This window comes from Sphingomonas sp. FW306-05-A (assembly GCF_058782275.1).
The window spans coordinates 133,782-151,540 of sequence record NZ_JBYSXN010000001.1 but is presented as its reverse complement, the minus strand read 5'-3'; the positions used below and the strand labels follow the sequence as shown (position 1 = coordinate 151,540).

Annotated in this window: 22 protein-coding genes; 10 read left to right on the top strand and 12 right to left on the bottom strand. The window is 66.4% G+C overall.

What is annotated here, in order from left to right; genetic code table 11:
* Positions 1-65 precede the first annotated feature (65 nt).
* Positions 66-881 (bottom strand): LD-carboxypeptidase, encoded by an 816-nt coding sequence (locus AC3WJR_RS00815; protein WP_492721469.1) that lies wholly within the window; start codon positions 879-881, stop codon positions 66-68.
* 46 nt (positions 882-927) lie between these two features.
* On the opposite strand from AC3WJR_RS00815, the gene AC3WJR_RS00810 reads away from it, so the two are divergent.
* From AC3WJR_RS00810 to AC3WJR_RS00775, 8 genes are all read left to right on the top strand, one after another.
* A complete protein-coding gene (locus AC3WJR_RS00810; RefSeq protein WP_492721467.1) occupies positions 928-2,334 on the top strand; it encodes a glutamate ligase domain-containing protein in 1,407 nt (468 codons plus the stop codon).
* 22 nt (positions 2,335-2,356) lie between these two features.
* Positions 2,357-2,599, top strand: coding sequence for a DUF6356 family protein (locus AC3WJR_RS00805; protein WP_492721465.1), 243 nt, complete (start codon positions 2,357-2,359; stop codon positions 2,597-2,599).
* A 145-nt stretch (positions 2,600-2,744) separates the two neighbouring features.
* On the top strand, positions 2,745-3,473 hold the full coding sequence (locus AC3WJR_RS00800) for an alpha/beta hydrolase (protein WP_492721463.1): 729 nt from the start codon (positions 2,745-2,747) through the stop codon (positions 3,471-3,473).
* Complete coding sequence (locus tag AC3WJR_RS00795) at positions 3,470-4,231, top strand: tetratricopeptide repeat protein (RefSeq protein ID WP_492721461.1); 762 nt, start codon at positions 3,470-3,472, stop codon at positions 4,229-4,231. Before AC3WJR_RS00800 ends, AC3WJR_RS00795 begins: the two co-directional genes overlap by 4 nt.
* Before the next feature lie 209 nt (positions 4,232-4,440).
* Positions 4,441-4,857: a VOC family protein gene (locus tag AC3WJR_RS00790; RefSeq protein ID WP_354284148.1), complete on the top strand. Its 417-nt coding sequence runs from the start codon at positions 4,441-4,443 to the stop codon at positions 4,855-4,857.
* Entirely contained in the window at positions 4,857-5,591 is a 735-nt protein-coding gene (gene gloB / locus AC3WJR_RS00785) for a hydroxyacylglutathione hydrolase (RefSeq protein WP_492721458.1), read from the top strand. Before AC3WJR_RS00790 ends, gloB begins: the two co-directional genes overlap by 1 nt.
* Before the next feature lie 52 nt (positions 5,592-5,643).
* Positions 5,644-6,054 carry a hypothetical protein gene (locus tag AC3WJR_RS00780; RefSeq protein WP_492721456.1) on the top strand — a complete coding sequence of 137 codons (411 nt, stop codon included), beginning with the start codon at positions 5,644-5,646 and terminating at the stop codon, positions 6,052-6,054.
* Positions 6,051-6,443: a DUF6491 family protein gene (locus AC3WJR_RS00775; RefSeq protein ID WP_354284142.1), complete on the top strand. Its 393-nt coding sequence runs from the start codon at positions 6,051-6,053 to the stop codon at positions 6,441-6,443. Before AC3WJR_RS00780 ends, AC3WJR_RS00775 begins: the two co-directional genes overlap by 4 nt.
* A gap of 119 nt (positions 6,444-6,562) precedes the next feature.
* Here the strand turns inward: AC3WJR_RS00775 and hslU are convergent, their stop codons facing one another.
* The gene (gene hslU, locus AC3WJR_RS00770) at positions 6,563-7,858 is read right to left on the bottom strand and encodes an ATP-dependent protease ATPase subunit HslU (RefSeq protein WP_354284140.1); all 1,296 of its coding nucleotides are present in this window, start codon (positions 7,856-7,858) and stop codon (positions 6,563-6,565) included.
* Positions 7,859-8,026: 168 nt separating this feature from the next.
* On the bottom strand, positions 8,027-8,578 hold the full coding sequence (gene hslV, locus AC3WJR_RS00765) for an ATP-dependent protease subunit HslV (protein ID WP_492721453.1): 552 nt from the start codon (positions 8,576-8,578) through the stop codon (positions 8,027-8,029).
* A 102-nt stretch (positions 8,579-8,680) separates the two neighbouring features.
* Between hslV and AC3WJR_RS00760 the strand changes: the two genes are divergently transcribed.
* Complete coding sequence (locus tag AC3WJR_RS00760; RefSeq protein WP_492721451.1) at positions 8,681-8,845, top strand: hypothetical protein; 165 nt, start codon at positions 8,681-8,683, stop codon at positions 8,843-8,845.
* Between the two features lie 39 nt (positions 8,846-8,884).
* Here AC3WJR_RS00760 and AC3WJR_RS00755 read toward each other — a convergent pair whose 3' ends face one another.
* On the bottom strand, positions 8,885-9,274 hold the full coding sequence (locus AC3WJR_RS00755) for a hypothetical protein (RefSeq protein ID WP_492721449.1): 390 nt from the start codon (positions 9,272-9,274) through the stop codon (positions 8,885-8,887).
* 103 nt (positions 9,275-9,377) lie between these two features.
* Positions 9,378-9,800, bottom strand: a complete 423-nt coding sequence (locus tag AC3WJR_RS00750) for a hypothetical protein (RefSeq protein WP_354284132.1) — start codon at positions 9,798-9,800, stop codon at positions 9,378-9,380.
* Between the two features lie 116 nt (positions 9,801-9,916).
* Here AC3WJR_RS00750 and AC3WJR_RS00745 point away from each other — a divergent pair, with 116 nt between their 5' ends.
* Positions 9,917-10,915 carry a ligase-associated DNA damage response exonuclease gene (locus AC3WJR_RS00745; RefSeq protein WP_492724085.1) on the top strand — a complete coding sequence of 333 codons (999 nt, stop codon included), beginning with the start codon at positions 9,917-9,919 and terminating at the stop codon, positions 10,913-10,915.
* Between the two features lie 21 nt (positions 10,916-10,936).
* Here AC3WJR_RS00745 and AC3WJR_RS00740 read toward each other — a convergent pair whose 3' ends face one another.
* The 7 genes from AC3WJR_RS00740 to AC3WJR_RS00710 all read right to left on the bottom strand — a co-directional run bounded on the left by AC3WJR_RS00740 (position 10,937) and on the right by AC3WJR_RS00710 (position 17,740).
* The gene (locus AC3WJR_RS00740; RefSeq protein WP_492721447.1) at positions 10,937-12,094 is read right to left on the bottom strand and encodes a glycosyltransferase; all 1,158 of its coding nucleotides are present in this window, start codon (positions 12,092-12,094) and stop codon (positions 10,937-10,939) included.
* A 179-nt stretch (positions 12,095-12,273) separates the two neighbouring features.
* Positions 12,274-13,206: a phosphotransferase gene (locus AC3WJR_RS00735; RefSeq protein ID WP_492721445.1), complete on the bottom strand. Its 933-nt coding sequence runs from the start codon at positions 13,204-13,206 to the stop codon at positions 12,274-12,276.
* A gap of 257 nt (positions 13,207-13,463) precedes the next feature.
* Positions 13,464-14,969: an RNA polymerase factor sigma-54 gene (rpoN, locus tag AC3WJR_RS00730; RefSeq protein WP_354284126.1), complete on the bottom strand. Its 1,506-nt coding sequence runs from the start codon at positions 14,967-14,969 to the stop codon at positions 13,464-13,466.
* 25 nt (positions 14,970-14,994) lie between these two features.
* Positions 14,995-15,717 (bottom strand): LPS export ABC transporter ATP-binding protein, encoded by a 723-nt coding sequence (lptB, locus tag AC3WJR_RS00725; RefSeq protein ID WP_354284246.1) that lies wholly within the window; start codon positions 15,715-15,717, stop codon positions 14,995-14,997.
* 232 nt (positions 15,718-15,949) lie between these two features.
* Positions 15,950-16,486, bottom strand: coding sequence for an LptA/OstA family protein (locus AC3WJR_RS00720; RefSeq protein ID WP_354284124.1), 537 nt, complete (start codon positions 16,484-16,486; stop codon positions 15,950-15,952).
* Positions 16,487-16,491: 5 nt separating this feature from the next.
* A complete protein-coding gene (gene lptC / locus AC3WJR_RS00715) occupies positions 16,492-17,127 on the bottom strand; it encodes an LPS export ABC transporter periplasmic protein LptC (protein WP_354284122.1) in 636 nt (211 codons plus the stop codon).
* Positions 17,120-17,740 carry a ribonuclease D gene (locus AC3WJR_RS00710; protein WP_354284120.1) on the bottom strand — a complete coding sequence of 207 codons (621 nt, stop codon included), beginning with the start codon at positions 17,738-17,740 and terminating at the stop codon, positions 17,120-17,122. The genes lptC and AC3WJR_RS00710 overlap by 8 nt, the downstream gene beginning before the upstream one ends.
* Positions 17,741-17,759 lie beyond the last annotated feature (19 nt).

The window sequence follows — 17,759 nt, the reverse complement described above, 5'->3', positions numbered from 1 at the left end:
GCGGTCGTCCTCGGGCCATTCTAGGATGGCGCGGACATCTCCGGGCGCGCAGTGGCGTATTTGCGTCAGGCGACCCCGAACGGAACCACGCGATTGCCGCGGTAATGGCCGATCTCGGCGCGCCCCAGATACGGCACGCGCATCTCGCCGCACCAGCGCTGGATCATCGTCTCGATCGTCTCGCCCCATTCGGGTTCGTTTGCCTGGACCGCGGTGATCTGCCCCAGCCGGACGCCAGCGATCCCCTTGAGCTGCGTCGCATGCGCCATGGTGAACAGCATCCGGTCGATCCGGTAGAGCGGTTCGGACACTTCCTCGACGATCAGCACATGATCGGTCAGGTCGGGGAGCCACGGCGACCCGATCAGTGCGGTCAGGATCGCGAGGTTGAACGCCGCCGCCGGCCGTCCGTCGAGACCGGGCTCGAGCACGGCGCGGTCCTTTTTCGTCAGCCACAGCAAAGCGCGGCTGAAGCCGACGCCGCCGTCGCCGCTGCCCGCGGTCGAGACCATCGGCCCATGCACCGGCCGCCCGATCCGCGCGGCGTAGAGCGCACCGAGCACGAACCCCATGTCGGAGAAGCCCATGTAAGTCTTGCGCCGCGCCGCCTCCCCTAACGCCGGGATCGCCGCCTGCAGGATCCGGTTCGAGCCATAGCCGCCGCGTGCGAACCACAGCGCATCGATCGTCGGATCGTTCGCCATGTCGACGAAGGCTGCGGTGCGCTCGGCATCGGTGCCCGCGAAATGCCCGTTGGACAGGAAACATTGCGGGTGGACGGCCAGATCGACCTCGGGCGCGATGATCGCCGCCAGCCCCTGCGCGCGTGCCGCCAGTGCTTCGTCGATCCCGCGCGCGGGGGCCACCACTCCGATCTTCATACCATTTCCTGTGGCGATTTATGCTGCCCCGCGATAGCGCCGCATCATGACCAACGGCAAACCCTACTTCCCGCCACGCTATTTCTTCGTCGGCATCGGTGGCAGCGGCATGATGCCGCTCGCGATGATCCTTGCCGGGCGCGGCGCGACCGTGGCGGGATCGGACCGGACGCTCGATGCCGGGCGGCTGCCCGCCAAGTTCGACGACCTCGCCGCCAAGGGCGTGACCCTGTTCGCGCAGGACGGCTCGGGCGTGACGTCGGCGGACCAGATCGTCGTGGCGTCGGCTGCGGTCGAGGCAAGCGTTGCGGACATCGTGGCGGCGGAGCGTGTCGGCGCGGAACGGCTGAGCCGCCCCGAACTGCTCGCCTCGCTGTTCAACGCGAGCGCGCTGCCGATCGGCGTTGCGGGGACGAGCGGCAAGTCGACCGTCACGGGCATGATCGGCTGGATCCTCCACGCCTGCGACCGCAACCCGACGGTGATGAACGGCGCGGTGATGAAGAATTTCGTCGCCGACGACGCGCCCTTCGCCAGCGCGCTGGTCGGGGACGGCGAAGCGTTCGTCAGCGAAGTCGACGAAAGCGACGGATCGATCGCGCTGTACCAGCCGCGGATCGCGGTGCTCAACAACGTCAGCCTCGACCATAAGTCGCTCGCGGAATTGCGCGCGTTGTTCGGGGCGTTTGCGGGAAAGGCGGAGACGACGATCCTCAACGTCGGCGACGCTGAGTCGGCCGCGCTGGCGCGGGCGCTCGACCCTGCACGGCTGGTGACCTTCGCGATCGACCAGAGCGCCGACCTGCGCGCGACCAACCTCGCCCCTGCGCCGTCCGCGATCACCTTCGACCTGGTGGCGAAGGGCGAGACGCTGCGCGTCCGCCTGTCGGTGCCCGGCGCGCACAACGTCTCCAACGCGCTGGCAGCACTCGGCGCGGCGCGTGCGGCTGGGGTGCCACTCAAGGCGGCGATCAAGGCGATCGAGGGGTTCACCGGCCTCAAGCGCCGGTTCGAGCGGGTCGGCGAAGCGAACGGCGTGACGGTGATCGACGATTTCGGGCATAATCCCGACAAGATCGCGGCGACGCTGGCGACGCTCCATGCCTTCCCGGGCCGGTTGCTCGTGCTGTTCCAGCCGCATGGCTATGGCCCGCTCAAGGTGATGCGAGACGAATTGATCGCGATGTTCCGCGAGCAGTTGCACGACGGCGACCGGCTGGTGCTGCCCGATCCGGTCTATCAGGGCGGCACCGTCTCGCGCGAGGTGACCAGCGCGGACATCGTGGCCGGGATCGGCACGCGCGCGCTGCATGTGCCCGATCGCGGCGATGCCGCGACATGGCTGGTTGAGCAGGCGTGCCCCGGCGACCGGATCGTGATAATGGGGGCTCGCGACGATACGCTCAGCCAGCTCGCTGCCGACGTGCTGACCCGGATCGCCCAGCGCGGCTGACGCCGCTTTGAAGGAGACGCCCATGTTTCGACGCCTGTTCCTCGATCATCCCGCCACCGTCGGCGAAAGCTATACCGAGCATTTCGGCGTCGCGTCGCGGTTCGGGGTGACGATGATCGTCGGCGGTCTGGGCGCGGTGGTGCATGCGTTCGTGCCGGCGTGGTGCAAGACCAGCGGGAGCCGGACGGTTGCCGAGCTTCACCGCCAGATGGTGGTGAAGCGCGGCGACGTCGCGCAGACCCGCAGCGTCGATTTCGTGATCTGACGCGCCAGCCCAACAACCTCCGTTCCCCCGCGAAGGCGGGGGTCCAGGGTTGCCGAGCGCAGCACCCGTGACCCTGGACTCCCGCTTGCGCGGGAGAACAATGGCCGGCGAGCCCCACACCTTACCCCCCATCCGCGAGTACCCCATGACCACTAACAAAGCCGAACGTCCCCGGCTCGCGTTCCACCGTACCAAGGGCACCGGCCCGACGGTCGTGTTCCTCCCCGGCTACGCCTCCGATATGACCGGCAGTAAGGCGCTCGCGCTCGAGGCATGGGCGGTCGCCAACGGCCGCGGGTTCGTGCGGTTCGATTATGGCGGGTGCGGCAAGAGCGAGGGCGCGTTCGCGGACCAGACGCTCGCCGACTGGCGCGATGATGTGCTGACCGTGCTCGACCAGCTCGTCACCGGCCCGGCGATCCTCGTCGGGTCGTCGCTCGGCGGCTGGCTGATGCTGCTCGTCGCGCGGGATCATCCGGCGAAGGTCGCGGCGCTCGTCGGTGTCGCGCCCGCGCCCGATTTCACCGACTGGGGCTTCACTACCGAGGAAAAGCTGGCGTTGCTCTCCGATGGCCGGATGGAGCGTCCCTCGCCTTACGGCCCCGAACCGACGCTCTACACCCGCGCCTTCTGGCAATCGGGCGAGGCCAACCGGCTGATGTCGGGCGGAATCGCGGTCGATTGCCCGGTGCGCTTCGTGCAGGGGATGAAGGACACCGACGTCCCCTACAACCGCACCGTCCGGCTCGCCGAGCTGGTTCGTTCAGCCGATGTGCAGGTGCATCTGATCAAGGACGGCGACCACCGCCTGTCGCGCGACTCCGATATCGCGCTGCTGATCCAGGCGATCGAGGATGTGACGCCCGCCTTATGATCCTGCTGCTCCTCGCCCAAGCCGTTACGCCCGCGCCGATGGGACCTGCGCCAGTCGGCCCCGCCTCGACCGAGCGCACGCGCTACGAGCATTGCGTCGCGCGGGCGAATAGCGACCCGGCGGGTGCGGAAGCCGAAGCGGGTGCATGGCGCGTCGCCGGGGGCGGGTTCCTCGCGAGCCAGTGTCTCGGCATGGCGTATAGCCGCGAGCAGCGCTGGTCCGCCGCGTCGGTCGCGTTCGAGACCGCCGCGACGGCGGCGGAAAAGGCCAAGGACGCGCGCAGCTCGGGCTATTGGGCGCAGGCAGGCAACGCCTTCCTTGCCGCGGGTGACGCGAGCAAGGCGCGCGCTGCGCTCGATGCGGCGATCGCGAGCGGCACGCTGACCGGCATGGAGTTGGGCGAAGCGCATCTCGACCGCGCCCGCGCGCTGGTCGGCGCGAACGACATGGAGGGCGCGCGCGACGACCTGGATCGTGCGCTCGGCGAAGTTCCCGCGGATCCGCTCGCCTGGCTTCTGTCGGCGACGCTTGCGCGGCGCACCGGCGACATGCCGCGCGCGCAGAAGGACATCGCCGAGGCGCTTCGTTTGGGCGGCGACGACAGCGACGTGCAGCTCGAGGCGGGTAACATCGCGGCCAAGGCGGGCGATGCTGGGGCTGCGAAGACGGCGTGGCAGCAGGCGGTCGACCTGCGGCCTGACAGCGCGTCGGGCAAGGCGGCGGCGGCTGCGTTGCAGCAGTTCAGCGGTGCGCGGTAGGCTTCTGATTGTGTTCGCTTCCCCGGCGAAGGCCGGGGCCCAGTCGAAATGGCCAAGGGAACGAAGCGCGGTCCTTCGTTAACGACCGTTCCACTCCTGGGCCCCGGCCTTCGCCGGGGAAGCGAATAGGATGGAATTGAACGCGTTCTCGGGGTGGCAGACCAAACGGCGCGCCCCTATCTCACGGGGCAACCGCATGGGAGCCAACGATGAAGTACCTCCACACGATGATCCGCGTCACCGACCCGGTCGCGACGATCGATTTCTTTAAGGTCCTCGGCCTCGAGGAAGTCCGCCGGATCGACAATGAGAAGGGCCGCTTCTCGCTGATCTTCCTCGCCGCCCCCGGCGACCACGACGCGCAAGTCGAGCTGACGCACAATTGGGACCCGGAACCCTATGAGGGCGGCCGCAACTTCGGCCACCTCGCGTACCGCGTCGAGAATGTCTACGAGAGCTGCCAGCGCCTGATGGACTCGGGTGTGACGATCAACCGCCCGCCGCGCGACGGCAACATGGCGTTCGTCCGCACCCCCGACAACATCTCGATCGAACTGCTCCAGGAAGGCGACCCGCTCCCGCCCGCCGAGCCGTGGTCGTCGATGCCCAACACCGGCGTCTGGTAATGGCGACCGATCTCGAGATCGTCTGCGTCCCCGCGCTCAGCGACAATTATGTGTGGCTAATCCACGACCCCGTCTCGAACGAGACGGTGGTGGTCGATCCGAGCGAGGCCGAACCGGTCTTCGCGGCGGTGGAGCAACGCGGGTGGACGATTTCGCAGATCTGGAACACCCACTGGCACGGTGATCACACCGGCGGCAACGCCGCGATCAAGGCGCTCGGCGCGAAGGTCAGCGGACCTTTGGCCGAGGCCGACCGGATTCCGACGCTCGATCTTGGGCTGCGCGAGGGCGACAGCGTGCAGATCGGTGCGCATCAGGCGCGCGTGATGGAGACGCCGGGGCATACCGCCGGGCATATCGTGTTCCATATGGCGGACGATGCGCTGCTGTTCAGCGGTGACACGCTGTTTGCGATGGGCTGCGGGCGGTTGTTCGAAGGCACTGCGGCCCAGATGTTCACCAACATGCAGCGATTGGCGGATCTGCCGTCCGACACGGTCGTCTATTGCGCGCACGAATATACCGCCTCCAACGGTCGCTATGCCGCGGTCGCCGAGCCCGACAATGCCGCGGTCACCGAACGGATGCGCGACGTCGACGCCAGCCGCGCGGCGGGGCAGCCGACCGTCCCCACGACGATCGCGCTGGAACAGGCAACCAACCCCTTCCTTCGTGCGTCGTCCGCGGAGCAGCTCGCCGAACGGCGCGCGGCGAAGGATGCTTTCCGGGGGTGAACGGTGTACGATCATCCTAGGCAGGGGATACGCCAGCCGGAGGATGATCGTGATGATTCGCCTGTTCTTACCCGTCTTGCTGCTGTCCGTAGGCAGCGCGGCCTTGTCCGCCGACACCCGTACTACCAGTCAGGAGCGTCAGGCCGCGAAGGACAAGGCTGAGCTCGACAAGCGTCTCGCCGGGCTGGTGCCGGGCAAGCCCGAGCAATGCATGCAACAGACGCGGTATCGCGACTCGACGCGGGTCGGCGATACGATTCTGTACAGCGCGACGAGGAACGACGTGTACCGCACCGACACCAACGGCGGCTGCTTCGGGCTACGTCGTGGCGACGCGATCATCACCCGTTCCTATACCGGGCAATTGTGCCGCGGCGACATCCTCCAGACGGTCGATCTCGTCTCGCGTATCCCGAGCGGGAGCTGCACGTTCGGGGCGTTCACGCGCTATCGCAAGCCATGATCCGCCCGACCCTTGTCGCGCTCGCCGCACTGGCACTCGGGGCGGCCACGACCTCCGACACGCGCGATCTCGACGCCGCGCTGAAGGACCGGACGCCGGGTACGCCGCAACAATGCCTCCGCGGTTTCGGCAGCCAGACGCAGAACCCGCAGATCATCAGCGACCGTATCTTGCTGTATCCCGACGGCAGCCGGATCTGGCGCAACGATCTGCCCGCCGCCTGCCCGGGGCTGGAGCCCAATGCGATCCTGGTGACCGAGGTGCGGAGCGGGCAGCTATGCCGCAATGATCAGGTCTATACGCTGCAGCGCGGTGGGATCGGGATACCGGGGCCGCGGTGCCGGCTCGGCATGTTCACGCCGTACAGCAAGGTGAAGCGGGAGCGGTAACCCCACGCTCCGTTCGCCCTGAGCGAAGTCGAAGGGCACCTTGCACCAGGAACACCGCCCGGGTTGAGCGGGGCTTCGACTTCGCTCAGCTCGAACGGGTGTGGGGCGGGACGCCCCCCTTACAACACAAACCGGCTGAGATCGGTATTGCGTGCAATCCCCGCGAGATGCGTCTCGACATAGGCCGCATCGATCGCGATCGTCTCGCCACCGCGGTCCTCGGCGTTGAAGCTGATGTCCTCGAGCAGCTTCTCCATCACCGTCTGCAACCGCCGCGCGCCGATGTTCTCGACGTCACCGTTGACCAGCGCCGCCATCTTCGCGATCGCGCGGATGCCGTCCTCGGTGAAGGTGATCGTAACGCCCTCGGTCGCGATCAGCGCGACATATTGCTGAGTGAGCGACGCCTTGGTGTCGCTCAGGATCGCAACGAAATCATCCTCGGTCAGCGCCTTCAACTCGACCCGGATCGGCAGACGGCCCTGCAATTCGGGCAGCAGGTCGGACGGCTTGGCGACATGGAATGCACCGCTTGCAATGAAGAGGACGTGGTCGGTCTTCATCGGTCCGTATTTGGTCGCGACCGTCGTCCCCTCGATCAACGGGAGAAGATCGCGCTGGACGCCTTCGCGACTAACCGATCCGCCGCGCACGTCGCTCACCGCGATCTTGTCGATCTCGTCGAGGAAGACGATCCCGTTGGCCTCGGCATCCGCCAGCGCGACACGACTGACCTCGTCCTGGTCGAGACGCTTGTCCGCCTCTTCCTCGACCAGCTTGTCCCACGCCTGCGGGACGGTCAGCTTGCGGCGCTTCATCTGGCCGCCGCCGAACGCCTTGCCCATCATCTCGGACAAGTTGATCATTTGCGCGCCGCCGCCGGGCATTTCGAACGGCATGTTGGGCGCGGCTTCCAGTTCGATCTCGATCTCGGTGTCGCGGAGATGGCCGTCGTGCAGGCGCTGGCGGAACGCCTCGCGCGTCGCCTCGCTGGCGCCCTTGCCGGTCAGCGCGTCGAGCAGGCGTGCGAGGGCCGCTTCCTCAGCCTTGTCCTTGACCGCGCTGCGGCGGCGCTCCTTTTCGAGCCGGACCGCTTCCTCGACCAGATCGCGCGCGATCTGCTCGACGTCGCGACCGACATAGCCGACCTCGGTGAACTTGGTCGCTTCGATCTTGATGAAGGGTGCGTCGGCGAGCTTGGCGAGACGGCGGCTGATCTCGGTCTTGCCGCAACCGGTCGGCCCGATCATCAGGATGTTCTTCGGGGAAACCTCGTCGCGCAGATCGTCGCCGAGCCGCTGCCGCCGCCAGCGATTGCGCATCGCAACCGCGACCGCGCGCTTGGCGTCCGCCTGCCCGATGATGTGCGCGTCGAGCGCGCGGACGATGGCCTTGGGGGTAAGGGAGTCGTTCATTTGTCTCTCTCAAGCCGCTTCCCTTCAGGGAAGGGATTGGGGTCTTTCTCAAGCCCCTCCCCTTCAGGGGAGGGGTTGGGGTGGGGCAGTTCCGGGTGATCAGGCGGGGCTTTGCTTTTCACACCTCCCCACCCCAACCCCTCCCCTGAAGGGGAGGGGCTTTATGGCTCAGGTCGTTTCGATGGTTTCGACGGTCAGGCGGTCGTTGGTGTAGACGCAGACCTCCGCCGCGATCGCCATCGCCTTGCGGCAGATCGTCTCGGCATCGGCTTCGTAGTCGACCAGCGCGCGCGCGGCTGCGAGCGCGTAATTGCCGCCCGACCCGATCGCCGCGACGCCCGCCTCTGGCTCGAGCACGTCGCCATTGCCGGTCAGGATCAGCGTCACTTCCTTATCGGCGACGATCATCATCGCTTCCAGGTTGCGCAGATATTTGTCGGTCCGCCAGTCCTTGGCGAGTTCCACCGCCGAGCGCAGCAGCTGTCCATGATGCTGCTCGAGCTTGCGCTCCAGCCGCTCGAACAGCGTGAAGGCATCCGCCGTCGCGCCCGCGAACCCAGCGATGACCGAGCCGTCGCCGAGCCGCCGCACCTTCTTGGCGTTGGGTTTCATGACCGTCTGGCCCTGAGTCACCTGACCGTCTCCGGCGATGACGACTCGACCATTGCGACGCACGGACAGGATCGTGGTGCCGTGCCACACCGTTTCGTTTCCACTCATGGAGCGCGATATGGGGCGGCGGTGTGCGCGGTGCAATCGGTCCGCCGCAGCGGCGGAACATCTCGCGGGGATACCGCGTCTTTATCGACAGAGGAGACGATCATGCCCGACGCTATCAAGCCGACCGAGACGCAGCCTGCCCCCAACATCTCAACCGAACATCAAAAGGAAGGCGATGCGCACCGCCCGAGCGACACGCTCGACCGCGGTCAGGAAGACGCAGCCGACGATGGTGGCCGCAAGAGTTCGTTCACGAAGAACGCCTGAGAAACGGGTCCCCGGCCAGGCCGGGGACCCAACTTTCGGTCAGTTGGCTGCACCCGTCTGCGCATTCATCGTGCCGCGATCCGACACGAGCGATGGCGCCGGGCCGGTCGCCGGACGCAGCGCTTCGCGTTCTGCCGGAGTCATCTTGGCGGACATGTCGGGGCGAAAGTCGGCGACTGCGCGGTCATCGGCATTGCGGTTGGGATCGAGCAAGTCGGTCGGGACATGGCCTTCGCTCTGCGAGCCCGAGAGCAGCGCCGCGATCCGTCCGCGCGACAGGAACGCCGCGATGCCCGCGCTTGCTGCCAGCGCAACCGCACCAATTGACCAGGCGGTACCACTGCTCATCGGCTTCGCCTTGGGCTTCGGTGCCGGCTTGGCCTTAGGCTGCGGGGGCGTTTTCGGATGATGCTTGTGGGTCTTGCTCATGATGAACCTCTGTAAACTGTGAGGCCGGTCAACGGTTCATCGCCGGGAGCGTTCCGATCCGGTGGAACGCGACCCAAGTGCGGGGCCGCGTTCCTCCAATGGCTTAGCGGCAGCGCGTGTCGCCGCGATCCTTGTCGATCGCCTTGCCCGCGAGCGCACCACCGACGCCGCCGATCAGCGCGCCGAGCAGGCCCGAACCGCCGGGGGCAATCGCCGCGCCCAACGCACCGCCAGCTACGCCACCGACAACAAGACCGGTCGTGCCGTCGTTACGGCGGCAATAATAGCGGCCGTCGCTGCCACGATAGACGCGATCGTTGTTCGCCAGACGCCGCTCCTGATACCGGCGGCGATCATCGCGGTAGTAGCGCGACGCGTCATAGCCGTTGTACGCCGGATCGGGCCGGTCGTAATCATATTGGGCATAGCGATTGTCGCTGTAGCCGCGCGGACGACCGCCGCCATATTCGTCGCAGCCCGCAACCAGCGTGGACGCCGCCAGCAACCCCAGAGTCAGTGCGCGCATCGGAATTCTCCTGTTCGTTACGCTGAGGGAATGCATGGCCCGCGGATTGGTTGCCGCTCGTCCTTTTGCACGATCCGGCAATGGCGCTCGGCGACCGTCGCCCCCACATGGTCTTCATGGCAAAGCTCGGCGACTGGATCGATCCGCAACCCCACGGCATTCACGTCAAACCCGCCGACGTGTGGGTCGACCCGTCGCGCCCGACCCCGCGCGCGCTGGTGACGCACGGCCATGCCGACCACGCGCGCGGCGGGCACGGTGCGGTGTGGGCGACCCCCGAGACGCTCGCGATCATGGACGCGCGCTATGGCGAACAAGCCGGGCATCCGGTCGCCTATGGGGAGTCGCACGATTTCGGCGACGTCCGCGCGACCTTCGTCCCCGCCGGGCATGTGCTCGGCTCGGCGCAGATCTTGCTCGAATATCGCGGCGAGCGGATCGTCGTGTCGGGCGACTACAAGCGCCGCCCCGATCCGACGTGTGCGCCGTTCCAACCCGTCAAATGCGACGTGTTCATCACCGAGGCGACCTTCGGGTTGCCGGTGTTCCGCCACCCCGACACCGGCGACGAGATCGACAAATTGATCGCCGCGCTGCACGCCAATCCCGATCGCTGCGTGCTGGTCGGGGCGTATGCGCTGGGGAAGGCCCAGCGTGTGATCGCCGAACTGCGGCTGCGTGGCCATGCCGCACCGATCTACATCCACGGTGCCCTCGAACGGTTGTGCGCCTTGTATCAGGCGCATGGCGTCGATCTGGGCGAGCTGCGCCCGGCGACGACCGCCGCCAAGGCCGAGATGATGGGGCATGTCGTGATCGCGCCGCCGGGCGCGATGGCGGATCGCTGGTCGCGCCGCCTGCCCGATCCGATTACCGCAATGGCCTCGGGCTGGATGCGGGTGCGTCAGCGCGCGGTCCAGCGCGGGGTCGAGCTGCCACTGATCCTAAGCGATCACGCCGATTGGGACGAGCTGACCGAAACGCTGACCGAGATCGCGCCCAAGGAAGTGTGGGTCACGCATGGCCGCGAGGATGCGCTGGTTCACTGGTGCGCGACCCGGCAGATGAAGGCGCGTGCGCTGGCGCTGGTCGGCTATGAGGACGAGGACGAATAGCCCGACGCCACCCGGTCGGCGCTAGCGCGCGCCGTCCATCCACGCCAACCGTGCCCGGTGCATCGCGGACACGGTATAGGTCCGCGCCAGCTCGGCGATGCTCTCCGACAGTGCAACGCGCAGGTCCGGGTCCGCAAGCGCGCGCAACCGTTCCGCGAGCGCGTCGGCCGACCCTTGTGCGTACAGGATGCGGGGATCGAGCCCGAGCGAGCGGTACGGCGGCGTATCGGGGCATAGCGGGATGCACCCGCGACTGATCGCATCGAAGATCAATCGCGGCTGTTCGTCATTGAGGTTGGTCATCAGGACGATGTCCTGCGCGTCGAGGAACGCAAAGAACCCTTCTGGATAGGGCACGCCCCCCATCATGCGGAACGCGCCCAGCCCGGCGTCCGCCGCCTGCGTCGCCAGGCGATCGCGCTCGGCCCCCTCGCCGATGATCGTCAATCCGGCGAACCGGCCCGGCCCGGCCTGGACGAACGCGGCGATGCCGATGTGGAACCCCTTCATCGCCTCGAGCCGCCCCGCCATGCAGACCCGCGCTGGTTCGCCCCGCCGCGGGCGCGGCGGGGCGATATCGGCCTGCTCGATCCAGCTCGCGACGCCGACGTGGATCGTCCGCGCGACCGGTGCGATCAGCTTGCGTAGCCCCTCGCCCACCACGAACACCCCCGCCGAGCGCCGCGCGAGCCAGCGCTGCGTCATCGACACGTCAAGCGAGCGCGCGCGCGCGCGAAGGCGATGCTGCAGCGACTTGCCCTGGGCGTTGATGATGTTGGTACGCGCCCGGTTGCTTGATATGCCGAGAAAGACGGGCTTCCCCTGCCGCTTCGCCAGCCGCAGGATTTGCCGCGACAGCGCCGCCGCGCGCCACCCGGCCTGGCCGGTGATCTGGGTAAAATCGGCGGCGGCGATCTGTTCACTCAACGTCGCGTCGGAAATCGCACCCGATACCGCAGGCACGACCGCGATCCGCGGATCGAGCGGCATCATCGTGCCCGGCATCGTCTCGACGCTGTCGCACATGATCGTCACATCGGCGACCTGCGCCTGCGCATTAACGTCGCGCGCCCACAGGTCGAGCGTAAGCCACTGCGACCCCTGCCTGATCGCGGGGATCGGCGCGCTGACGAGAACGCGGAAGCGCCGGGTGCCGGAGGGATCGTCGACCAGATTCATCGTGTCATCGTCATGGATTGGTAACTTTCCTCGGCTAGTGATTGCGACAGACAAGAGATTGGCATCGCATGTTCGGTTCGTTGCAAGCTGTCTTCGCTCAAGCGAAGCATCGTCGGGAAATCGCAAAACTGCGGTCATGGGCGAACGCGCCCACCGACAGCGCTACCGAAGCGCGTCGCTCAACCGTGCGGACGCCCGCTTAACCCCGAATTGAGAAGCGCATAACAGTCCGCCGCCAACGTGACGAAGCGTTCGCGGGGAAACTCGCCGAGCCGATCGGCATAATGGCCGAGCGCCCCGAGCAGATGCGCCATGACGGCATCCTCCCCACCCATCAGTTCGGCATACCAGCGCAGTTCGCTTCGGTATCGCGCGTCGGCGATGTTGAACGATTGCTTGAAGCGAACGAGATCGTAGATCCCGTAGCCATCGACTTCGCTGCCTGCCCAGTCGATGACGGCCAGACTGCCGTCGTCGCGCCGCATGACGTTGTTCCGCCACAGGTCGCCGTGCATCGGGACATGCCACGGTCGGATCGCCCGGTCGCGCAACTGCCGTTCGATCCGTTGCGCCGTTTCGCGCACGGCAACGGGCAGATCGTCCATCCGGATCAGCGCATTCAGCGACGCGATGAACCGCCCGGGATCATCCGGCGCATGTGCCTTCCAGGCGGCAAGGTCGCGCAGCCACGGTAATATGTCGTCGGCGACCCGCTTCTTGTCGAGGAAGCGCCCCAGACGCCCGGCAGATAATGGCGTGCATCGCGGCAGCACGAGGAAGGACCGCTCCTCGAAATGGCCACTGCCGATGATCGGCAACAGTGTTCGGCTCAGAGATGCAGGAAGCGATTCCGCGATTCGCAGCATGGCGGTGCGTTGCACATCGGCTGCATCCGGATGCTCGAAGGGCGCGACGAACAGGACGAATTGTCGATCGATCAGGAAGATCGCGGCACCGTCCGCAACGCCGGACTCGGTGCGAATCACATCGACGTGGTCGACGGTTCGATCGCGGGCCGGATAGATCGCCTTGGCGATGATATCGAGGGTGGCGGCGTCGCCTCCCTGCCCTCCGGCGGGCGATGTTCGGGCTAGATACGCAGCAATAGGCATCGGGTTTGCTAACCATAACGTACCCGGCGCACAACCGTAGCCTTAGAAAAACACGTCTCCGACAGCGATCTGCAGGCCGATCTTAAGAGGGTGACGGTTGCTTTGCAATCCGGATCCGGACCGCGCGGACCCATTTCGTGGATGATTTGCGCTCCGAAACGGGCGGGTTCGATCCCGGCGTCGTCCTTGGCGATACCGCGACGATGTGGATGCCGATCCGTGCGCGTGGAACCGCCATCGTCACGCAGCCAAGGTCGCTACCCCGCCCCCAGCGCCCGCGCTCGTCGACGCTGGACCGAACTGCCAATCCCCAGCGCCTCGCGATATTTGGCGACGGTGCGCCGCGCGATGTCGAACCCTTTCGCCTTGAGTTGCTCGACCAACGTGTCGTCCGACAGGATCGCGTCGCCCTCCCCCGCAATCAACGCCTTGATCGCGGATTTCACCGCCTGCGCCGAGACCGCATCTCCCCCGTCGGAGGACTGGATCGCGGAGGTGAAGAAGTATTTCAGCTCGTACAGCCCACGCGCACAGGAAAGATATTTGTTGCTCGTCACGCGACTGACGGTCGATTCGTGCATCTCGATCGCTTCGGCGACCTGACGCAGCGTCATGGGTTTAAGATGCGCGACGCCGTTGAGGAAGAACGCCTCCTGCTGCTTCACGATCTCAGTCGCGACCTTGATGATCGTGCGCTGGCGCTGGTCGAGCGCCTTGACCAGCCAGTTCGCGCTCGCGAGCATGTCGCCTAGCCACGCCTTGGATGCCTTGTCGTTCTTGCCCGCCGACAGTTCGACGTAATAGGTCCGGTTGACCAGCACGCGCGGCAAGGTCGCGGCGTTGATTTCGATCCCCCAGCCATCCTTGCGCCGAGCGACGTACAGGTCGGGCACGACCGGCTGCGACGGTTCGCCCCCGAAGCGCAGCCCGGGCTTGGGATCATAACCGCGCAATTCGCGGATCATGTCGGCAAGGTCTTCCTCATCAACCTGGCAGATTCGCCGCAGCCGCGAAAGATCACCGCGCGCCAGCAGATCGAGGTGATCGAGCAGCTTCTCCATGCACGGATCGTAGCGATCGGCTTCGCGCGCCTGGAGTGCGAGGCATTCGGCCAGATCGCGCGCGCCGACGCCGGTCGGATCGAAGGTCTGGATCGTCGCGAGCACCGCCTCGACCTGCGCCACTGACACGCCGAGCCGCATCGCGATCTCACTCAGGGGTGCGGTGACATAACCCGATTCGTCGATCTGATCGATCAAATGCGCCGCGATGAACAGGTCGGGTCCGTCCACCGCGGTTCCCGCCTGCGCGAGCAGATGGTCGGAGAGGCTGAGCGCGGTGGTTGCGAAGGCGTCGAGATCGGGGCCGTCCTCGCTGCCGGCACCACCGCTGGCCGAACCGTTGAGCCCAAGTGTACCGTCCATCCCTGCGCTGCCCGGCTGATCCGCGACGCTGTCGTGATGGAAGCTTTCCGCCGTGAAATCGACGTCGAGCGACGCCTCCCCCGTATCGCCACCCTGCATCAGCAATTCGTCCGCGGGCGCGGGCTCGTCGCGCGGGGCGACGTCGGCTTCGCGTTCCTGCGTCGGGCCATCGTCGGGCGAATCGCCGGTTTCGAGCAACGGATTGCGCTCGATCTCCTCGGCGAGAAACCCTTCGATCTCGAGATTGGACAGCGCAAGCAGGCGGATCGCCTGCTGCAACTGCGGCGTCATCACCAGCGATTGCGACTGGCGCAGGTCGAGGCGTGGCGCGAGCGACATTGCTAGCGAGCAACCCTCATGCAGATCACAGCGAGAAGCCCTCGCCGAGATACAAACGCCGCACATTGGCGTCGGCCACCAGTTCGGCGGGCGACCCGGTGAACAACACGCGACCATCGTAAATGATATAGGCGCGATCGACGATTTCGAGCGTTTCGCGCACATTGTGATCGGTGATCAGCACGCCGATCCCGCGCTGCTTGAGCTGGATGATCAGGTCGCGAATGTCGGCGATCGACAGCGGATCGATGCCTGCGAACGGTTCGTCGAGCAGCATGATCGACGGATTGGCGGCGAGTGCACGCGCGATCTCGGCGCGGCGGCGTTCGCCGCCCGAGAGCGCCATCGCCGGCGACTCGCGCAACCGCGTCAGTCCAAATTCTTCGAGCAGCGTGTCGAGCCGGACCTTGCGTTCGGCCGGATCGGGCACGGCGAGTTCGAGCACGCTCAGGATGTTCTGTTCGATCGTCATCCCGCGGAAGATCGAGGTTTCCTGCGGGAGATATCCCAGCCCCAGGATCGCGCGGCGGTACATCGGGAGGCCGGTGATATCCTGCGAATCAAGCATGATGCGGCCTGAGTCAGGCTTCACCAACCCCATCACCGAGTAGAAGCACGTCGTCTTGCCTGCGCCGTTGGGGCCGAGCAGACCGACCACTTCACCCTTGCCGACCGAGACCGACACATCGGTAAGGACCGGACGCTTGTCATAGGATTTGGCGATCGACACGACCGACAGGCCGTTCATCACCGGCGCCTCTGCGATCGGTGGCGTGCTTTCCAGCGTAAGGCCCGGCGTGGAAGTCAGCGTATCGGTCATTGCCCGTCCCTGCTCGCATTTCGGTCTTACCGAAGCATTACCACGCGGCAACTGGCAAGCTTCGTGCATATCTTGGCATGCCCCGCCGCCCTACGCCATTCGCGGGCAACAAAAAAGCGGGACACGGCGAGACGCTTCGGACGTCCGCCCGAAGCCGGGGCTAGTTGCGCTTGGGAACCGAGAAGGTGCCGGACACACGACCGTTGCTGGAGGTGGTCGTGCCGGGAGCGCTTGCGGACCCGCCGCCGCCGACCGACGAACCGTCGATGATCGCACGGCCGGTATCGAGGTTGATCGTCAGCCGGCCGCCATTGACGGTATTCCCCGCCTGAATCAGCGTCACCCCGCCGAGCATCGTGATGACACCCTTCTTCAGGTCGTAGACCGCGAAGTTGCTGCGCGCCGTCTGCGTCGGTCGCGTGACGGTGACGCCGCCCGACGCATCGATCCGCTGTGCCTCGGGGGAGGCGCCCGTGCTGATCTGCCCGGCGTAGCTGACGGTCATGCGCTGCGCATTGAGCGTCATTTCCGCCTGCTTGACCACGACGTTGCCCGAGAACAGCGCGCGATTGGCCTTGTCCTGAAGTTCGATGTGATCAGCGTTGAGGTTGATCGGCGCCTGCGAATTGCGCCCCTGCGCGAAGGCCGGTGCCGCACAGGCGAGCGAAAGGGTCAGCAGGATCGTGGTGCGGCGCATGCGGCTTACTTCGTCCTTCGCGGCACGATCCGCAAGCGTGCATTACCGTCTAGCTTGACGATATGGCTTTCAAGATCCGCTTTCATCTGATTGGCGCTGAACGTTCCCTGCGGAACCATCCCCGAGACCGCCCCGCCGCTCTGGATCGTCTTGCTCTTGAGATCGAGCGTCGCGTCGCGCGTGGTGAGGTGATAGCCGCCGCTGCTGTCGACCTTGAGCGGGCCGTCGATCATCACCTGCTGCGTATCCATGTCGTAATGCCCACGGTCCGCGACGATATTGGCGGGGCCGTCGGTCAGTCCGATTTCGGCCGACAGGGTCTGGAGGCGCAGGATCGGCTCGGCCGAACTCTTCTGCACCGCCGATCCGGCGTTGACCGCGAACGGCTGGCCCTTGTCGTCCTGCCCACGATAGGTGGCGGACTGGATCCGGATCCGCTCCTGCGCGACCGCGACCTTCTTCTTGTCGAGCAGGAAACTGACGTCGCCGCCCGCGTAGAGCGGGAGCACGACGACGAACGCCGCCATGATCCCGATCGCGACGGGCAGCACGACGCGCAACACCGCGACCGTCCGGTCGTGGCTGCTCCCGGGCGCGGCCCAGCGCTGACGCGCGCTGCGGATCGCGCCGGCGTCAGGCATGCGCGAAGATGTCGGTCTCGGGCCAGCCTGCCAGGTCGAGTTCCGCGCGGGCGGGCAGGAAGTCGAAACAGGCCTGCGCCAGTTCCATCCGCCCCTCGCGCGTCAAGCGGCGATCGAGTTCCTCGCGCATCGCGTGAAGATAGCGCACGTCGGACGCGGCATATTCCTTCTGTGCCTCGCTCAGCACCGGGCCACCCCAGTCGGACGATTGCTGCGCCTTGGAAATGTCTTGCCCGAGCAATTCGCGGACGAGCTCCTTGAGGCCGTGCCGGTCGGTATAGGTGCGGATCAGCCGCGACGCGATCTTGGTGCAATAAACCGGCGCTGCGGTGACATCGAGATAATGGCTGATCGCCGCCAGATCGAAGCGGGCGAAGTGGAACAGCTTGGTCCGCGCCGGGTCCGCCAGCAAGGCGCGCAGATTGGGCGCCGCATAGTCGCTGTCCGGCCCGAAGCGAACGAGATGCTCGTCGGGGCCGCCGTCGGACAATTGCACCAGGCAGAGCCGGTCGCGCGGAGTGATGAGACCCATCGTCTCGGTATCCACCGCAATGTCGACGCCGGGCGCGAACAGGTCAGCGGGAATGTCTTCTTCGTGGAGAGTTACGCTCATCGCCCGGCCCTAGCGGCGA

Excerpts from the sequence above, each read along its gene's own strand:
- AC3WJR_RS00710 (WP_354284120.1), bottom strand. The coding sequence starts at position 17,740 with ATGAGCGTAACTCTCCACGAAGAAGACATTCCCGCTGACCTGTTCGCG.
- AC3WJR_RS00745 (WP_492724085.1), top strand. The coding sequence starts at position 9,917 with ATGGCAAAGCTCGGCGACTGGATCGATCCGCAACCCCACGGCATTCAC.
- rpoN (WP_354284126.1), bottom strand. The coding sequence starts at position 14,969 with ATGTCGCTCGCGCCACGCCTCGACCTGCGCCAGTCGCAATCGCTGGTG.
- AC3WJR_RS00810 (WP_492721467.1), top strand. The coding sequence starts at position 928 with ATGACCAACGGCAAACCCTACTTCCCGCCACGCTATTTCTTCGTCGGC.
- AC3WJR_RS00800 (WP_492721463.1), top strand. The coding sequence starts at position 2,745 with ATGACCACTAACAAAGCCGAACGTCCCCGGCTCGCGTTCCACCGTACC.
- AC3WJR_RS00760 (WP_492721451.1), top strand. The coding sequence starts at position 8,681 with ATGCCCGACGCTATCAAGCCGACCGAGACGCAGCCTGCCCCCAACATC.
- AC3WJR_RS00735 (WP_492721445.1), bottom strand. The coding sequence starts at position 13,206 with ATGCCTATTGCTGCGTATCTAGCCCGAACATCGCCCGCCGGAGGGCAG.
- AC3WJR_RS00750 (WP_354284132.1), bottom strand. The coding sequence starts at position 9,800 with ATGCGCGCACTGACTCTGGGGTTGCTGGCGGCGTCCACGCTGGTTGCG.
- AC3WJR_RS00775 (WP_354284142.1), top strand. The coding sequence starts at position 6,051 with ATGATCCGCCCGACCCTTGTCGCGCTCGCCGCACTGGCACTCGGGGCG.
- AC3WJR_RS00795 (WP_492721461.1), top strand. The coding sequence starts at position 3,470 with ATGATCCTGCTGCTCCTCGCCCAAGCCGTTACGCCCGCGCCGATGGGA.
- AC3WJR_RS00805 (WP_492721465.1), top strand. The coding sequence starts at position 2,357 with ATGTTTCGACGCCTGTTCCTCGATCATCCCGCCACCGTCGGCGAAAGC.
- AC3WJR_RS00815 (WP_492721469.1), bottom strand. The coding sequence starts at position 881 with ATGAAGATCGGAGTGGTGGCCCCCGCGCGCGGGATCGACGAAGCACTG.
- AC3WJR_RS00780 (WP_492721456.1), top strand. The coding sequence starts at position 5,644 with ATGATTCGCCTGTTCTTACCCGTCTTGCTGCTGTCCGTAGGCAGCGCG.
- gloB (WP_492721458.1), top strand. The coding sequence starts at position 4,857 with ATGGCGACCGATCTCGAGATCGTCTGCGTCCCCGCGCTCAGCGACAAT.
- AC3WJR_RS00740 (WP_492721447.1), bottom strand. The coding sequence starts at position 12,094 with ATGAATCTGGTCGACGATCCCTCCGGCACCCGGCGCTTCCGCGTTCTC.
- AC3WJR_RS00755 (WP_492721449.1), bottom strand. The coding sequence starts at position 9,274 with ATGAGCAAGACCCACAAGCATCATCCGAAAACGCCCCCGCAGCCTAAG.
- hslV (WP_492721453.1), bottom strand. The coding sequence starts at position 8,578 with ATGAGTGGAAACGAAACGGTGTGGCACGGCACCACGATCCTGTCCGTG.
- lptB (WP_354284246.1), bottom strand. The coding sequence starts at position 15,717 with ATGAACGGCCTGTCGGTCGTGTCGATCGCCAAATCCTATGACAAGCGT.
- hslU (WP_354284140.1), bottom strand. The coding sequence starts at position 7,858 with ATGAACGACTCCCTTACCCCCAAGGCCATCGTCCGCGCGCTCGACGCG.
- AC3WJR_RS00720 (WP_354284124.1), bottom strand. The coding sequence starts at position 16,486 with ATGCGCCGCACCACGATCCTGCTGACCCTTTCGCTCGCCTGTGCGGCA.
- AC3WJR_RS00790 (WP_354284148.1), top strand. The coding sequence starts at position 4,441 with ATGAAGTACCTCCACACGATGATCCGCGTCACCGACCCGGTCGCGACG.
- lptC (WP_354284122.1), bottom strand. The coding sequence starts at position 17,127 with ATGCCTGACGCCGGCGCGATCCGCAGCGCGCGTCAGCGCTGGGCCGCG.